Here is a 15,245-nt window from a genome sequence, read left to right on the forward strand (position 1 = left end):
TGCGGCCGTGGTGTCCTACCCGTAGGTGTCCCGCGGGCCCCGCCCGGGCACAACCCGCGGACCCCATTTCCACGACGGCACGTCCGGTCCGATGAAGCGGATGTTCTGCACGCCGGCATCGGGATACCGGGTGGTGATCTCGGTCATGATGACCGCCCGCATGAACTGCAGGTTCTTCGCCCATGCGGTCGAATCGCACTTCACCGTGAGCACCCCGCGCTCGAGAGACACGGGTTCGGAGTGCTTCGCCGTGTCGGCGCCGGCGAGCTCGGCCCACTGCCTGACGAGGTCCTCGGCGGCGAGGGTCTTCTCCCACCCCGAGTCCTTCGTGAGCTTCGCCAGCACATCGCCGAGCATGCCGGGATCGCGCCCCTTGGTGAACGGCGCATTGTCGTCGTCGACCTCGATGCGCTTCCGGCGCTTCCAGTTCTTCGCGCTCGGCTTGAGCCCGCGCAGACGCAGGTAGGTCGCGATCGTCTCGGGAGGCTGCGGCCCGTCGACCGGCTCAGAGACCCGGGTCATCGGCATCCTCCCTCTCATCGCTGATCGTGCCGGCGCTGATCCGCACGACATGACGGTGCAGCGGCTCGGGGATGTCGGCCTCCACGGCCGCCGTGACGATCACCTGCTCGTAGCCGGCGGTCAGCGCCGCGAGGCGCTGGCGGCGGTCGGCATCCAGCTCGGCGAACACGTCGTCGAGGATCAGCACCGGATCGCCGGCCGGGGACTCGGCTCGCAGCAGCTCGGCGGATGCCAGACGCAGGGCCAGCGCGACCGACCACGATTCGCCGTGGGAGGCGTAGCCCTTCACCGGCAGGTCGCGCACGCGCAGGATGAGATCGTCGCGGTGCGGACCGACGAGGGTGAGACCGCGATCGATCTCCTTGCTGCGCTTGGCCTGCAGCGCCGAGCGGAACTGGTCGGCGATCTCGCCGCGTGGATCGGCGTCGGCGTCGACCTCGTCGTCGGAGTCGTCTTCGGGAACCGCACCGCGCACCGACAGTGCCCATTCGAGCTGCGGACGGTGGTCCGCACCCGCGATCGCCGCGTAGGCGTCGGCCACCGGACCCTGCAGGTCGGCGGCGAGCCGAAGTCGCGCGTGGATGATCTCCGAGCCCAGGGCGATGAGCTTGTCGTCCCACACATCCAGAGTCGACAGCCCCTCGCCGCGCACGCCGCGGGCGCGCGCCGACTTCAGCAGCGCCGTGCGCTGGCGCAGCACCCGCTCGTAGTCGGCGATCACACCGGCCATGCGCGGCATGCGCTGAATCAGCATCTGATCAGCGAATCGTCGGCGCGATGACGGGTCGCCGCGCACGATCTGCAGGTCTTCCGGGGCGAACAGCACGACGTGCGCATAGCGGGGCAGCTCGTTGGTCTTCGACGGGGATCCGTTGATGCGGGCCTTGTTCGAGCCCTGCCTGTTCAGCTGCACCTCGACGAGCACCTTGCGCTCTCCGTGCGCGAGACGCGCGCGGATGACGGCGAAGTCCTTCGTATCCTTCACCAACGGGGCGTCTGACGACACCCGATGCGATCCCAGGGTGGCGAGGAAGACGATCGCCTCGGCGAGATTCGTCTTGCCCTGGCCGTTGCTGCCGACCAGCACATTCGGACCGCGATGCAGAGCCAGGTCAGCGGTCGCGTAATTGCGGAAATCGACCAGGTTCAGGTGCTCCACAATCACCGCTTCAGCCTACCTTCGGGCCCCGACATCGGCCCCTGCAGAACCTCAGCGCAGCAGGAGGTTCGGCTGCAGCAGGTACTTGAACGAATCGAGGCCGGCCTGGTCGACCGAGGTCTGGCTGGTGATGAGCACCGGGCTGAGCTTGTTCGCGTTGTCGCTCGACGTGAACGTGACGCGGGTGAACTCGCTGCGGACCGCGCCGAGCGCCTCGAGCAGGTACTGCGGGTTGAGACCCAGGGTCACCTCGTCGCCGCCGTTGAGGTGCGCGTCGACCGACTCGGATGCCCGTGCCTGCTCGCTGCCCGAGGCATCCATCGTCACACCGTCGGCGCCGAAGGTGAATCGCAGCGGTGCCGAGCGATCGAGCACCAGCGCGACGCGACGGACGGCCTCGATGAGCTCTGCCGTGTTGACCACCGCGTAGTGGTCGGTCTGCTCGGGGAAGAGCCGGCGCACAGGCGGGAAATTGCCCTTGATCAGCAGAGAAGTGACCGTCTTGTTGCCGGCGGTGAAGGCGATGATCTCGCGGTCGCCCGCGCCCGAGAACGCGACCTCGATGGTGCCTGCGTGTGCGAAGGTCTTGCCGACCTCGGTCAGGGTGCGCGCCGGAACCAGTGCGGACTGCTCGGCGACCTCGCCGTCCCAGGGCACGTCACGCAGCGACACGCGGTAGCGGTCGGTGGCGACCAGGCTGAGGTTGTGCTCGGCGACCTCGAGCTGCACGCCGGTGAGCACCGGGGTGACGTCATCGCGCGATGCGGCGAAGGCCACCTGGGCGATCGCGGTCGCGAATTCCTCAGCCGGGACGACGCCGGTCGAGCCGGTGACCTCGGGGATCGAGGGATATTCCTCGACCGGCATGGCCGCAAGGGTGAAGCGTGCCGATCCGCAGGTGACGGCGATCCCGCCGTCGTCCTCGACGGCGATCTCGATCGGCGCGTTGGGCAGGCGGCTCGCGATGTCGGAGAGCAGGCGTCCGTGCACGAGGATCGTGCCGGGCTCGTCGACGGTCGCCTCGATCGTCGTGCGGGCGGAGGCTTCGTAGTCGAAAGCCGAGAGGGTCAGTCCCTCACCGGATGCCTCGATCAGCACTCCTGCGAGGATCGGCTGCGGATTGCGCTGCGGGAGCAGCTTGACGACGAAGGACACAGCCTCGCTGAACACATCGCGGTTGACCTGGAACCTCACGGGCGCTCCCTCGTTGCCTCGGCTCACTGCAGTGGGCGCACTGCAGGCGATCCCATGCTAGCCGCAGGAGACGAGCGCTCCACCACCCGGATTGCGAGATCGGCGCCGGTTCGTCCACATCCGTCTGGTCATCGGATGAACCCTCTCCAGATGGAAATCTCTTAACGGTGTTAACAACTGTGGATTCTGTGGATAACTCGGTGGATATCAGCGGGGAGTAGGAAACTACACACGTGTCAGATGTGGAATCCCTGAGGAATCCGCGGGATACGGAGGTGCGAGGCTCTCGAGCGACGATGCCGGTTATCCACAGGTGGGTGGTGGCGGAGGCATCCGGACGCGAGAGTTTCCACAACTTATCCACAGGCCCTGCGGAGAACCGCCGCGATTTGCGGTGGGATCAGGCGTGTCGCACGATCAGCGACGGCTGATCTGGGTGGTGATCTCGGTGACCTGGTTGTAGAGCGATCGGCGCTGCTTCATGAGCTCGCTGATCTTCTTGCAGGCGTACATGACCGTGGTGTGATCGCGGTTGCCGAAGAGCTGGCCGATCTTCGGCAGCGACAGGCTCGTGCGCTCCCGGCACAGGTACATGGCGATCTGGCGTGCGGTCGCGATCTGCTGCGAGCGGCTCGATCCGTACAGGTCGTCGACCGTGAGCTTGAAGTAGGCCGCCGTCGCCGTGATGATGTCGGTCGGCGAGATGATGTTGTCTTCGGTGGTGTCGACGATGTCGCGCAGCACCGTCTGGGCCAGGGAGATGTCGAGCATCGAGCGGTTCAGGCTCGCGAACGCCGAGACCCGGATGAGGGCCCCCTCGAGCTCGCGGATGTTCGACGAGACGACGGTCGCGATGTACTCGAGCACCTCGTCCGGGATGTGCAGCGACTCGCTCTGCGCCTTCTTGCGGAGGATCGCGATGCGGGTCTCGAGATCGGGCGCCTGCACGTCGGTGATCAGACCCCACTCGAAGCGGCTGCGCATGCGGTCCTCGAAGCCGGTGAGCAGCTTGGGCGCGACATCGCTCGTGATCACGACCTGCTTGTTGTGGTCGTGCAGCTGGTTGAAGGTGTGGAAGAACGCCTCCTGCGTCTCGGCACGACCCTGCAGGAACTGGATGTCGTCGATGAGCAGGATGTCGACCTCGCGGTACCGGCTCTGGAATGCGGCGCCGCGGTTGTTGGCGATCGAGTTGATGAAGTCGTTCGTGAACTCTTCGCTCGAGACGTATCTGACCTTCACCCCGGCATAGAGCGACTGGGCGTAGTCGCCGATCGCGTGCAGCAGGTGCGTCTTGCCCAGTCCGGAATCGCCGTAGATGAACAGCGGGTTGTACGCCTTCGCCGGGGCTTCGGCGACCGCGACCGCGGCGGCGTGGGCGAAGCGATTCGACTGCCCGATGACGAAGTTGTCGAAGGTGTACTTGGGGTTCAGACGCGATTCGTGCCGCAGGGGAGCAGGCTGCTGCTCCATCGGGGACTCGACACGCGCCGGCTCGGCGATCGCGAAGTCCGAGACGGCGATCGGTGCCGTCGGCTGGTCGACGAGTTCGTGGTTCACGACCGTGCGGTACGAGGTGACCTCGTCGCCGATCGCCGAGAGCGCCTCCATCATGGGCACCCGCAGTCGCTTGTTGATCTGTGCGGCAGTGAGGTCGTTGGGCACGTCCAGGTACAGCACGCCGCCCATGATCCCGGCCGGTACGACGAGGCTCAGGAAGCCGTGCAGCTGCGGACTGACGCGATCGTCTTCGGCGAGTCGCTCGAGCAGGGTCGACCAGATGGGCACATCGGGATGGGCGGCAGAGGTCATGGTGCTCCGGGCGAAGTTGTGGAAAACGCGCCGTCAAGCGTGATCTTCCCCTGTGGATAACGTCGGATGCCACGGTAGTCACCGGTGCGGTTAACAGCAAGCCGCCCGCGGAAACACGCGGGTGTCTCACGTGCGAGTGAGATCTTCACAGTTGTGGATAATGGGTGTGCGCAACTCGACGGTCATGGCGCCGCGATCGGATGCGGCAGACCCTGGCATCCGGACGCGGATTTGCCCTGCGTCGCGGCAGGTCGTACCCTTAATCGGTTGACTTATGCCATTCAGGCAGTACCCCCCGTCTCCGGTTGATTCGACCCGGTGACACCATTCCCGGAGTGATTCCATGAGCAAGCGCACTTTCCAGCCCAACAACCGTCGTCGCGCCAAGAAGCACGGCTTCCGCGCCCGCATGCGCACCCGCGCCGGCCGCGCCATCCTGTCGGCTCGCCGCGCGAAGGGCCGCACCGAGCTCTCGGCCTGACCGCCCAGTGCTCGCCCGTCAGAATCGACTGACTCGCGGCGTCGACTACCGACAGGTGGTTCGCCGCGGAACGCGATGCGGCGGACCACGCCTGATCACCTCGGTGCTCGCCGGCGCGGACCAGCGGGCACCCCGGTTCGGGTTCATCATCAGCAAGCAGGTAGGAACCGCCGTGGTTCGCAACACCGTTCGCCGACGCCTCAAGGCCGTGTGCGCGGAGTTCATCGACATGGTTCCTGAGGGCACGGATGTCGTCATCCGTGCCCTTCCTGCATCCGCCGAAGCGGATTTCTCCTCCCTCCGCGCCGATGTCGAGCGCTGCCTGCGTCGCGTTCTCGTCGGATCGGCACCGGCATGAGCGCGCTGCCCTCCTACGCCTTCGGAACGGCGCGGTTCCGGGCATCCGATCTGCTGCGCGGCATCCTGCTGCTGCCCCGCAATCTCGTTCTCGCATTCCTCACCCTGTATCGCGCCGTGATCTCCCCGCTCTATGGGGATGTGTGCAGGTATTACCCGTCCTGTTCCGCGTACGCTGTAGGAGCGGTTCAGCAGAACGGCGCCGTGTGGGGAGCAGTGCTCTCGGCCTGGCGCATCCTGCGTTGCAATCCGTGGAGCGCGGGCGGCGTCGACGACGTCAAGCACCACGCTCGTTTCCGATACGACCTGACCCCGCGCGGGTTCGTCGTACCCGCTCGAAAGGACTGAACAGTGGGTCTTGACCTCCTGCTCGCAAGCACCACCCCGCCGGCCGATTCCGGCGGTGGGTTCGACTTCATCGGGATCATTCTCTGGCCGCTGAGGTGGGCTGTCGAGCTGATCCTGGTCGCCTGGCATTGGCTGTTCACGGCCGTCGGCATGGAGGCGGCCGCTGGTGTGACCTGGGTCCTGTCGATCGTGGGCCTCGTGATCGTCGTGCGCGCTGCGGTCTTCCCGCTGTTCGTGAAGCAGATCAAGAGCCAGCGGAAGATGATGGAAATCGCTCCTGAACTGCGAAAAGTTCAGGAGAAGTATCGCGGCAAGAAGGATCAGCTCTCTCGCGAGGCGATGAGCCGCGAGACCATGGCGCTGTACAAGAAGCACGGTACGACTCCGATGTCGAGCTGCCTGCCGCTGCTGGTGCAGATGCCGATCTTCTTCGCGCTGTTCAGCGTGCTGCGCGATGTGAAGATGCATGCCGAGGCCGGAATGGGCGGGGTGGGCGCCCTGAGCCCGGAGCTGACCAAGGAGTTCTACGACGCGAAGCTGCTCGGCTCCGTCTCGCTGCATGAGACTCTCGGCGATGCGTGGAACAGCGGGAACACCCCCGCGATCATCCTGCTCGCCATCCTCGTCGTGCTGATGATCGTGTCGCAGTTCTTCACTCAGCTGCAGATCATCTCGAAGAACCTGTCGCCCGAGGCCAAGACCGGCCAGGCGTACCAGATGCAGAAGATCATGCTGTACGTGCTGCCGCTGGGCTTCATCTTCTCGGGTGTGTTCTTCCCGCTCGGTGTGGTCATGTACTGGTTCGTGTCGAACCTGTGGACCATGGCGCAGCAGTTCCTCGTCATCCGCGAGATGCCCACCCACGGGTCAGAGGCGGCGAAGGCGCGCGAAGAGCGTCTGGCTCGCAAGGGCAAGGCGATCAACGCGGAGGGCAAGGTCGTCCCGATTGCCGTGTACGAGGCGGAAGAGCAGCGCAAGTTCGAGGAGCTCGAGAAGGCGAAGGCCGAGATTCCGAAGCGCGAGCAGCCGATGAGCAAGAAGCGTGCGAAGAAGAAGGGCTCCAACTGATGACCGACGATGTGAAGACCGCTCCCTCGCTCGAGGAGCTCGAGCACGAAGGCGACGTTGCCGCTGACTTCATCGAGGAGCTGCTCGACATCGCCGACATCGACGGCGACCTGAACCTCGACGTGCGCCAGGGGCGCGCCTACGTCTCTGTCGAGGCGGAGGGCGATGGTCTGTCGGTGCTCTCCGAGCCCGATACCGTGCAGGCGCTGCAGGAGCTGACGCGTCTGGCCGTGCAGAGCAAGACCGGCACGTTCTCGCGTCTGATCCTCGACATCGGCGGATCTCGCGACACGCGCCGGCGTCAGCTGGAGCAGCTGGTGGATGCCGCGGTCGCCAAGCTCGACGCGGGTGCCACCCAGGCGTCCCTGCCGTCGATGTCGAGCTACGAGCGCAAGCTGGTGCACGACATCGTCTCAGAGCGTGGCCTCACCTCGGAGTCGTACGGCGACGGTGCTGACCGGCACACGGTGATCTCCCGCGGCTGATGTTTCACGTGGAACGTGGCATACGTTCCGTCGCCGACCCCCCGGTCGTTGAGCGAGCTTCCCGGTCGTGGAGCGAGCGCAGCGAGTCGAAACGCCCTTCCCTTACACCCCCTGAGTTCTAGGATCCCCGTCATGACCACCTCCGATGTCGAGTCCGAGCCCGCGATCGCGGTGGAGCTGTTCGGTGATCGCATCGACCTGGCGCGCCGGTTCACGGCGGCGCTCGTGGCCGAGGGGGAGCTGCGAGGCTTGATCGGCCCGTTGGAACTGCCCCGCATCTGGACGCGTCACATCCTGAACTCGGCCATTGCCGCGCCTCTCTTCTCTGGCTCGGTCGCGGATGTCGGCTCCGGCGCCGGTCTGCCCGGCCTCGTCTTGGCGATCAGCCGTCCGGACCTGCAGTGGACGCTGATCGAGCCGATGGAGCGACGCGTCTCCTGGCTGAATGAGCAGGTGGACGCTCTAGGCCTGGACAACGTGCGAGTGATGCGCGCACGGGCCGAGGATGTGGGCCTCGAGTTCGACGTCGTCACGGCTCGTGCGGTGAGTGCGATGCGCACGCTAATCCCGATCACCGCTCCGCTGGTGAGGGACGGCGGCGAGCTGATCCTACTCAAGGGGCACAACGTGCCGGCCGAAATCGAATCGGCACAGAAGGTGCTGAAGAAGCACAAGGTGACGGATGTCGCTGTCCAGGTGCTGGGGGAGGACCTCCTCTCCGAGCCCACTCGCGTCGTGCGCGCCCGCGTCCGCGCGTAACCCTCGCGATCACCGAGCGAGCCCAGCAAGTCGAACGCACCCCCGCATCGCGCATCCCCGTTCGCCCATAGGCGTAACTCTCCGTTTCACGTGAAACATCTCGCCCACCCCTCGGTCGTTGAGCGAGCGCAGCGAGTCGAAACGGACTCCTGCATCGCGCATCCCATTCGCGCAGGGGCGCAGCTCTCCGTTCTCACATGAAACGCCTCGCGCATCCCTCGGTCATTGAGCGAGCGCAGCGAGTCGAAACGCACTCCTGCATCGCGCATCCCACTCGCGCATGGGCGCAACTCTTCGTTCTCACGTGAAACGCCTCGCGCACCCCTCGGTCGTTGAGCGAGCGCAGCGAGTCGAAACGCCCCCGCGCCCCGAATCCACGTTCTCGCATCAGCACAGCGCTTCGGTTCAAGTGATACACCCCGCACGCTGCCGGTCGTTGAGCGAGCGCAGCGAGTCGAAACGCTCCCAGCGCCTTCGCGCGAGCTCACCCCGCCCCCGTTCTTGCACGGATCGAGTACGTCGTTTTACGTGAAACGCCTCGCACACCGGTCGGTCGTTGAGCGAGCGCAGCGGGTCCAAACGCTCCCAGCGCGTTCGCCGCGCTCCCCCCACCCTCGTTCTCAGATGAGAGCAGTGTTTAGTCACCCGTTGCACCCATCAGGCTGGCGGTCGTTGAGCGAGCGCAGCGAGTCGAAACGCACGTCCGGCCCGTGTCGGAGAAAACTGTCTTGTGGCACGAGAGCTCACACGGTTCGACGAATAGCTGTGTCCGTCGTCTATCTCCAAGTCCGCGTTGTCACTCGTCCTGCACAAGACGTCGTGCGGGTCGATTTTCCAGGTCTTCCGACCCCAGGGGTTCGTCGGCCAGGCGCTGTCTCTACAGTTCTTCTATGAACGGCTATACCTACATTCTGCGCTGTGCCGATGGCACGTTCTACGCGGGCAGCACTAAGCACCTCGACGACCGACTAGCAGCACATCAGCAGGGTTTGGGTAGTGACTACACGACGGGTCGCCGTCCGGTGGAGCTTATCTGGTGGGCCGAGTTCGATCGAATTGACGAAGCCTTTGCCCTAGAGAAGCAGATCCAGGGATGGAGTCACGCAAAGCGCCTGGCCTTCGTCGAAGGTGGGTTCGCGGCGATCAAAGGGTGGAGCGCTCGTGAGCGGGCCCTTCGATCCGCAGGGCCGCGGTGAACTCCCGACGTTTCACGTGAAACAGGGCCTTCTTGCGCATTGACTCATCATGGTCGACAGCGTGCGAATGCAGGCGGGGGCTCCGGGCATTTCGACTCGTCGCTGCGCTGGTTGCTCAATGACCGGAGGAGAGGAGTAGCTCGATGAGCCCTTGCGGCCGGTGGGCATTTCGACTCGTCGCTGCGCTCCTCGCTCAATGACCGGGGGCCTCGAAGATTTCGACATATCGCTGCGCTTCTGGGTGGATGATCGGCGTGAAGGTGAGCGTGGGCTGCGCGTTTCACGTGAAACAGGTGTTTGCCGGGTGCGGCGGTGCTGCGTGTGCGGGGTGGCGTGCTGCTGGTTGTGGACGGGTGGGCATTTCGAGTCGTCGCTGCGCTCCTCGCTCAATGACCGGGGGGCCTCGAGGATTTCGACATATCGCTGCGCTTCTGGGTGGATGATCGGCGTGAAGGCGAGCCTGGGATGCTCGTTTCACGTGAAACAGGTGTTTGCCGGATGCGGCGGTGCTCCGTTATCGGGGTCGCGTGCTGCTGGTTGTGGTCGGGAGGGCATTTCGACTCGTCGCTGCGCTCCTCGCTCAATGACCGGGGGTGCCTCGAGGATTTCGACATATCGCTGCGCTTCTGGGTGGATGATCGACGTGAAGGCGAGCCTGGGATGCGCGTTTCACGTGAAACAGGTGTTTGCCGGGGGCGGCGGTGCTCCGTTCTCGGGGTGGCGTGCTGCTGGTTGTGGACGGGAGGACATTTCGACTCCTCGCTGCGCTCCTCGCTCAATGACCGGGGTTGCCTCGAGGATTTCGACATATCGCTGCGCTTATGGGTGGATGATCGGCGTGAAGGTGAGCGTGGGATTCGCGTTTCACGTGAAACAGGTGTTTGTCGGGTGCGTCGGTGCTGCGTGTGCGGGGTGGTGTTCGGCTGCTTGTGGACGGGAGGACATTTCGACTCGTCGCTGCGCTCCTCGCTCAATGACCGGGGGGGCCTCGGGGATTTCGACATATCGCTGCGCTTCTGGGTGGATGATCGGCGTGAAGGTGAGCGTGGGCTGCGCGTTTCACGTGAAAAGGTGTTTGGAGGGCTCGCGGTGCTACGTGAGCGGGGCGGTGTTCGGCTGGTTGTGGACGGGAGGACATTTCGACTCGTCGCTGCGCTCCTCGCTCAATGACTGGGGGGCCTCGAGGATTTCGACATATCGCTGCGCTCCTCGGCGAATGCACGTTTCACGTGAAACGGGTGTAGGGGGTCGCGGAGCTGAGTGTTCGGGGTGGTGTGTGGCTGGTTGGGGATGGGGCGAGCATTTCGACTCGTCGCTGCGCTCCTCGCTCAATGACCGGGGAAGGGAATGCGTGCACTGCGCCTAACCGGGGGGGGGCAGGCATTTCGACTCGTCGCTGCGCTCCTCGCTCAATGAGCACGGGAGGGTGGGGCGGCGGGGGAGTGGGGGAGTGATCACGTAGAGTGGAGGACGGTCCCGAAAGGAGTCGATGTTTCACGTGAAACCATCCGACAACGCATCGCCGAACCAGGATTTCGGGATGGATACCCCGCTCGCTCGGGAACTCGCAGACCTCTCGTCTCGGCGCAAGGCGCTCAAGACGGTCGAGGTCGAGTTCAGCGGGGATACCCGCATCTTCACGGTGTCGAACCAGAAGGGCGGGGTGGGAAAAACCACGACGGCCGTCAATCTGGCATCCGCCCTCGCTGATCTCGGCGCGAAAGTGCTCGTGGTCGACCTCGACCCGCAGGGAAACGCCTCGACGGCGCTGGGAGTGACGCATTCCGCCGACACCAAGAGCATCTACGACGTTCTGATCAACGATCTTCCGTTCGGCGAGATCGTTCAGGACAGTCCTGAGTCCGACAACCTCCGCTGCGCACCCAGCACGATCCACCTCGCCGGCGCCGAGATCGAACTTGTCTCCCAGGTCGCCCGAGAATTCCGTCTGCGTCGTGCTCTGGAGGAGTACCTGCGCGACCATCCCGTCGACTTCGTCATCATCGACTGCCCGCCCTCGCTCGGACTGCTCACCATCAACGCGTTCACCGCGGCATCCGAGGTGCTCATTCCCATCCAGTGCGAGTACTACGCGCTCGAGGGCCTGAGCCAGCTGCTCGGCAGCATCCAGATGATCCAGAAGCACCTCAACCCAGAACTTCACCTCTCGACCATCCTGCTCACGATGTACGACGCGCGCACACGCCTCGCCCAGCAGGTCGCCGACGAGGTGCGGACCCACTTCCCGCAGCAGGTGCTCAGCGCCGTGATCCCGCGCTCGGTGCGGGTCTCCGAAGCTCCGAGCTTCGGACAGACCGTCATCTCGTACGACGGCACGTCGGCGGGGGCGGTCGCCTACCGGGAAGCAGCAGTCGAGATCGCGCAGCGCAAGGAATCCGCCGCGCAGAACAAGGGAGCATGATGGCCAAGCGCACTGGACTGGGTCGGGGAATCGGCGCACTCATCCCCACGACGGATCAGACGGAGCGTCCGGTCGACGTCTTCTTCCCCGGCGCGACCAAGGTGAAGACGGATGCCGCCCCCGCGCAGCCCGAGAAGACCGTCACCGCCACCGATGAGGCGGAGCTCTCGCAGGTTCCTGGCGTGCGGCTGATCCAGATCGACCCGAACAGCATCGTTCCGAATCCCCGTCAGCCGCGCACGCACTTCGATGAGGATCACCTTGCCGAACTCGTGCACAGCGTGCGCGAGTTCGGCGTCCTGCAGCCGGTGATCGTCCGCCAGAACGCGGACGGCGAGTACGAGCTGATCATGGGCGAGCGGCGTACCCGCGCCGCACGCGAGGCCGGCCTCGCCACGATCCCGGCGATCCTGCGCGAGACGGCAGATGAGGATCTGCTGCGCGACGCTCTTCTCGAGAACCTGCACCGATCGCAGCTGAACCCGCTCGAGGAGGCATCCGCTTACCAGCAGCTTCTCGAAGATTTCGGCATCACGCAGGAGCAGCTCGCCACTCGCATCGGCCGCTCGCGTCCGCAGATCAGCAACACCATCCGGCTGCTGCGCCTGCCGGTGCCTGTGCAGCAGCGCGTCGCCGCCGGAGTCCTCTCGGCCGGCCATGCCCGTGCCATCCTGTCTGTCGAGACGCCCGAGCAGATGCAGCGCCTCGCCGACAAGGTCGTGAACGAAGACCTCTCGGTGCGCGCCACCGAGGCCGCCGCGAAGATCCTGCCCACCACGTCGACTCCGTCGAGCAAGCCCACCGCGGGGGCGCGCCGTGCGTACCTCGACGAGGTCTCGCACAAGCTCGGTGATCGCCTGAACACGCGGGTGCAGATCGCTCTCGGTGCGCGAAAAGGCCAGATCAAGATCGAATTCGCGTCGATCCAGGATCTCAACCGGATTCTCGCCGAACTCGGCGAAGAGGAGTTCGGATCGCGCTGATCCGAGTCGATCACCACAACCGCCGATGAGCACCGGGTACGCCCGGTGCTCATCGGCCATTCGGGCGCAGGATCGACACCCCGCACGCCCTCTCTACCGCTTTCCACGCCCCGGCGCACGCCCCTTTCTGCCCGTGTGCGCGCTCCGCTAGCATCCGGAACACCGGAAGAGGAGGGGCATCATGACACATCCAGCAGGAGCAGGCCCGGCGAAGGGCATTCGCGGCCGAGTCATCGGGGTGAGTATCGCCGCAGCGCTCGGCGGATTCCTCTTCGGATTCGACACAGCGGTGATCAACGGGGCGGTGGATGCCCTGGCGGGGGCGTTCGGTCTCGGCGTCGGACTCAAGGGCTTCGCCGTGTCGTCGGCGCTCATCGGCTGCGCGGTCGGCGCGTGGTTCGCCGGTCCACTGGCCAACCGCTACGGGCGCATCCCCACGATGCTCGTCGCGGCCGTGCTGTTCCTCGTCTCGGCCATCGGATCAGGCCTCGCATTCGGGGTGATCGACCTCATCATCTGGCGCGTCGTCGGCGGCCTCGGCGTCGGCGCCGCCTCCGTCATCGCCCCCGCCTACATCGCCGAGGTGTCGCCCGCGCACGTCCGCGGCAGGCTCGGATCGTTGCAGCAGCTCGCGATCGTCACCGGCATCTTCATCGCCCTGCTCTCGGATGCCCTTCTCGCGAACGTCGCGGGCGGCGCGGCTGAGCCGCTGTGGGGGCTGGATGCCTGGCGCTGGATGTTCATCGCCGAGGCCGTCCCCGCGGTCGTCTACGGAATCATGGCGATGCGCCTGCCCGAGTCGCCGCGCTACCTCGTGGCACGCGGCGACGTCGACAGGGCAGCCGAGGTGCTGACCCTGGTCACCGGCACCGTCGACGTGAAGGCGAAGATCACCGAGATCACCGGCACCATCAACACCGAGCGCACCGAGTCGCTGAGCGATCTGCGCGGCCACCGCTTCGGTCTGAAGCCGATCGTCTGGGTCGGGATCCTGCTGAGCATCTTCCAGCAGTTCGTCGGCATCAACGTGATCTTCTACTACTCGACGACCCTGTGGCGGTCGGTCGGCTTCGACGAGTCGGATGCCCTGACGATCACCGTCATCACATCGGTGACGAACATCGTCGTGACGATCATCGCGATCCTGCTGGTCGATCGCGTCGGTCGCCGGCTGATGCTGATGGTCGGTTCGATCGGGATGACGGTCACGCTGGGGCTGATGGCGGTCGCCTTCTCGTTCGGGACGCTGGATGCCGAGGGCGCGGTCACCCTTCCCGACCCGTGGTCGACGGTCGCTCTGATCAGCGCCAACGCGTTCGTGGTGTTCTTCGGTGCGACCTGGGGCCCGCTGGTGTGGGTGCTGCTGGGGGAGATGTTCCCGAACTCGATCCGCGCCGGCGCTCTCGCGGTGGCTGCGGCAGCGCAGTGGGCGGCGAACTTCTTCATCTCGACGACCTTCCCGGCGTTCGCCGAGATCGGACTCACGTTCGCGTACGGGTTCTACGCGTTCTTCGCACTGCTGTCGTTCTTCTTCGTGTACTTCAAGGTCGCCGAGACGAAGGGGAGGGAGCTCGAATCGATGAGCGAGGATGTGAAGGTCGAGCGCCGCACACGCGCTCGGCGCTCGTAGAATTGTGTGGTGATCCCCTCGTTCCCCCGCCGCGCCAGTCTCGAAGTGCTGCGCGCGGAGGCGGGCGACGAGCGCTCGGTGCTCGTCCACGAGCGGCTGCGCAGCGGCGAGGATCCCTGGGACTTCATGTCGGAGCTGCCGTCGGTCGACGAGCTCGTGGTGCTGCTGTTGCGCACCGACGTGTACGAGGATCGCGGCGGGAATCCGCGCGATCCGCGCTGGAACGACAGCGTGCTGCGCAGCATCGCGCACGAGTACCCCGAGCTCAGCACCACCGTCTGGCGGATGCTGGCCGCGTAAGACGACGAAGGGCCTGTCACCGCAGATGGTGACAGGCCCTTCGACAGGCTCAGGGACCCAGGATGGGGTCGGGGGCCGGCGTGGGGTCAGGGCCCTTCGGCAGGCTCAGGGACCCAGGTTGGGCTCAGGGACCCAGGTTGGGCTCAGGACCCAGGATGGGCTCAGCCGATGAACGGGGCGAGGTCCTGCTCAAGGGCGAACTTCGGCTTGGCGCCGATGATGGTCGTCTTGACCTCTCCGCCCTGGAACACCTTCATCGCCGGGATCGAGGTGATCTGGTACTTCATGGCCAGATCGGGGTTCTCGTCGACGTTGAGCTTGAGGATCGTGATCTTGTCGGGGTTCTCGGCCTGGATCTCGTCGAGCACGGGCGCGACCATGCGGCACGGTCCGCACCACGCGGCCCAGAAGTCGACCAGCACGAGTCCTTCGGCCTGCAGGACGTCCTGCTCCCAGGTGGCCTGCGTGGTTGCCTTGGCAGTCATACGAATACTCCTTGTTCGGTGTCACCCGTACCAACGTCGAGTGA

At 65.4% G+C, this 15,245-nt stretch carries 16 protein-coding genes; 11 read left to right on the forward strand and 5 right to left on the reverse strand.

Annotation, left to right across the window (positions count from 1 at the left end; genetic code table 11):
- Positions 1–15: 15 nt before the first annotated feature.
- The 4 genes from ACWIDW_RS04725 to dnaA all read right to left on the reverse strand — a co-directional run bounded on the left by ACWIDW_RS04725 (position 16) and on the right by dnaA (position 4,687).
- On the reverse strand, positions 16–522 hold the full coding sequence (locus tag ACWIDW_RS04725) for a DUF721 domain-containing protein (protein WP_454123380.1): 507 nt from the start codon (positions 520–522) through the stop codon (positions 16–18).
- Positions 506–1,687, reverse strand: a complete 1,182-nt coding sequence (gene recF / locus ACWIDW_RS04730) for a DNA replication/repair protein RecF (protein WP_454123382.1) — start codon at positions 1,685–1,687, stop codon at positions 506–508. Before recF ends, ACWIDW_RS04725 begins: the two co-directional genes overlap by 17 nt.
- 45 nt (positions 1,688–1,732) lie before the next feature.
- Complete coding sequence (gene dnaN / locus ACWIDW_RS04735) at positions 1,733–2,875, reverse strand: DNA polymerase III subunit beta (RefSeq protein WP_454123384.1); 1,143 nt, start codon at positions 2,873–2,875, stop codon at positions 1,733–1,735.
- A 417-nt stretch (positions 2,876–3,292) separates the two neighbouring features.
- Positions 3,293–4,687 (reverse strand): chromosomal replication initiator protein DnaA, encoded by a 1,395-nt coding sequence (dnaA, locus tag ACWIDW_RS04740; RefSeq protein ID WP_454123386.1) that lies wholly within the window; start codon positions 4,685–4,687, stop codon positions 3,293–3,295.
- Between the two features lie 343 nt (positions 4,688–5,030).
- Between dnaA and rpmH the strand changes: the two genes are divergently transcribed.
- The 11 genes from rpmH (at position 5,031) to ACWIDW_RS04795 (ending at position 14,716) form a co-directional block, all read left to right on the forward strand.
- A complete protein-coding gene (rpmH, locus tag ACWIDW_RS04745; protein WP_022879826.1) occupies positions 5,031–5,168 on the forward strand; it encodes a 50S ribosomal protein L34 in 138 nt (45 codons plus the stop codon).
- A 55-nt stretch (positions 5,169–5,223) separates the two neighbouring features.
- Positions 5,224–5,526, forward strand: coding sequence for a ribonuclease P protein component (rnpA, locus tag ACWIDW_RS04750; protein ID WP_454123387.1), 303 nt, complete (start codon positions 5,224–5,226; stop codon positions 5,524–5,526).
- On the forward strand, positions 5,523–5,873 hold the full coding sequence (yidD, locus tag ACWIDW_RS04755; RefSeq protein ID WP_454123389.1) for a membrane protein insertion efficiency factor YidD: 351 nt from the start codon (positions 5,523–5,525) through the stop codon (positions 5,871–5,873). The genes rnpA and yidD overlap by 4 nt, the downstream gene beginning before the upstream one ends.
- A 3-nt stretch (positions 5,874–5,876) precedes the next feature.
- Complete coding sequence (yidC, locus tag ACWIDW_RS04760; protein ID WP_454123390.1) at positions 5,877–6,941, forward strand: membrane protein insertase YidC; 1,065 nt, start codon at positions 5,877–5,879, stop codon at positions 6,939–6,941.
- The gene (locus ACWIDW_RS04765) at positions 6,941–7,426 is read left to right on the forward strand and encodes a Jag family protein (RefSeq protein WP_454123392.1); all 486 of its coding nucleotides are present in this window, start codon (positions 6,941–6,943) and stop codon (positions 7,424–7,426) included. Before yidC ends, ACWIDW_RS04765 begins: the two co-directional genes overlap by 1 nt.
- Before the next feature lie 132 nt (positions 7,427–7,558).
- Complete coding sequence (gene rsmG, locus ACWIDW_RS04770; protein WP_454123394.1) at positions 7,559–8,185, forward strand: 16S rRNA (guanine(527)-N(7))-methyltransferase RsmG; 627 nt, start codon at positions 7,559–7,561, stop codon at positions 8,183–8,185.
- Between the two features lie 890 nt (positions 8,186–9,075).
- Positions 9,076–9,381 (forward strand): GIY-YIG nuclease family protein, encoded by a 306-nt coding sequence (locus ACWIDW_RS04775; RefSeq protein ID WP_454123396.1) that lies wholly within the window; start codon positions 9,076–9,078, stop codon positions 9,379–9,381.
- Positions 9,382–10,921: 1,540 nt separating this feature from the next.
- Entirely contained in the window at positions 10,922–11,803 is an 882-nt protein-coding gene (locus ACWIDW_RS04780) for a ParA family protein (RefSeq protein WP_454123398.1), read from the forward strand.
- On the forward strand, positions 11,803–12,786 hold the full coding sequence (locus ACWIDW_RS04785; protein ID WP_454123400.1) for a ParB/RepB/Spo0J family partition protein: 984 nt from the start codon (positions 11,803–11,805) through the stop codon (positions 12,784–12,786). The genes ACWIDW_RS04780 and ACWIDW_RS04785 overlap by 1 nt, the downstream gene beginning before the upstream one ends.
- A 181-nt stretch (positions 12,787–12,967) precedes the next feature.
- On the forward strand, positions 12,968–14,416 hold the full coding sequence (locus tag ACWIDW_RS04790) for a sugar porter family MFS transporter (RefSeq protein WP_454123402.1): 1,449 nt from the start codon (positions 12,968–12,970) through the stop codon (positions 14,414–14,416).
- A 9-nt stretch (positions 14,417–14,425) separates the two neighbouring features.
- Positions 14,426–14,716, forward strand: coding sequence for a tryptophan synthase subunit alpha (locus ACWIDW_RS04795; protein WP_177243789.1), 291 nt, complete (start codon positions 14,426–14,428; stop codon positions 14,714–14,716).
- A gap of 161 nt (positions 14,717–14,877) precedes the next feature.
- Here ACWIDW_RS04795 and trxA read toward each other — a convergent pair whose 3' ends face one another.
- Entirely contained in the window at positions 14,878–15,201 is a 324-nt protein-coding gene (gene trxA, locus ACWIDW_RS04800; RefSeq protein ID WP_454123404.1) for a thioredoxin, read from the reverse strand.
- Positions 15,202–15,245: the final 44 nt, after the last annotated feature.

This window comes from Microbacterium sp. NPDC055312 (genome assembly GCF_053645675.1).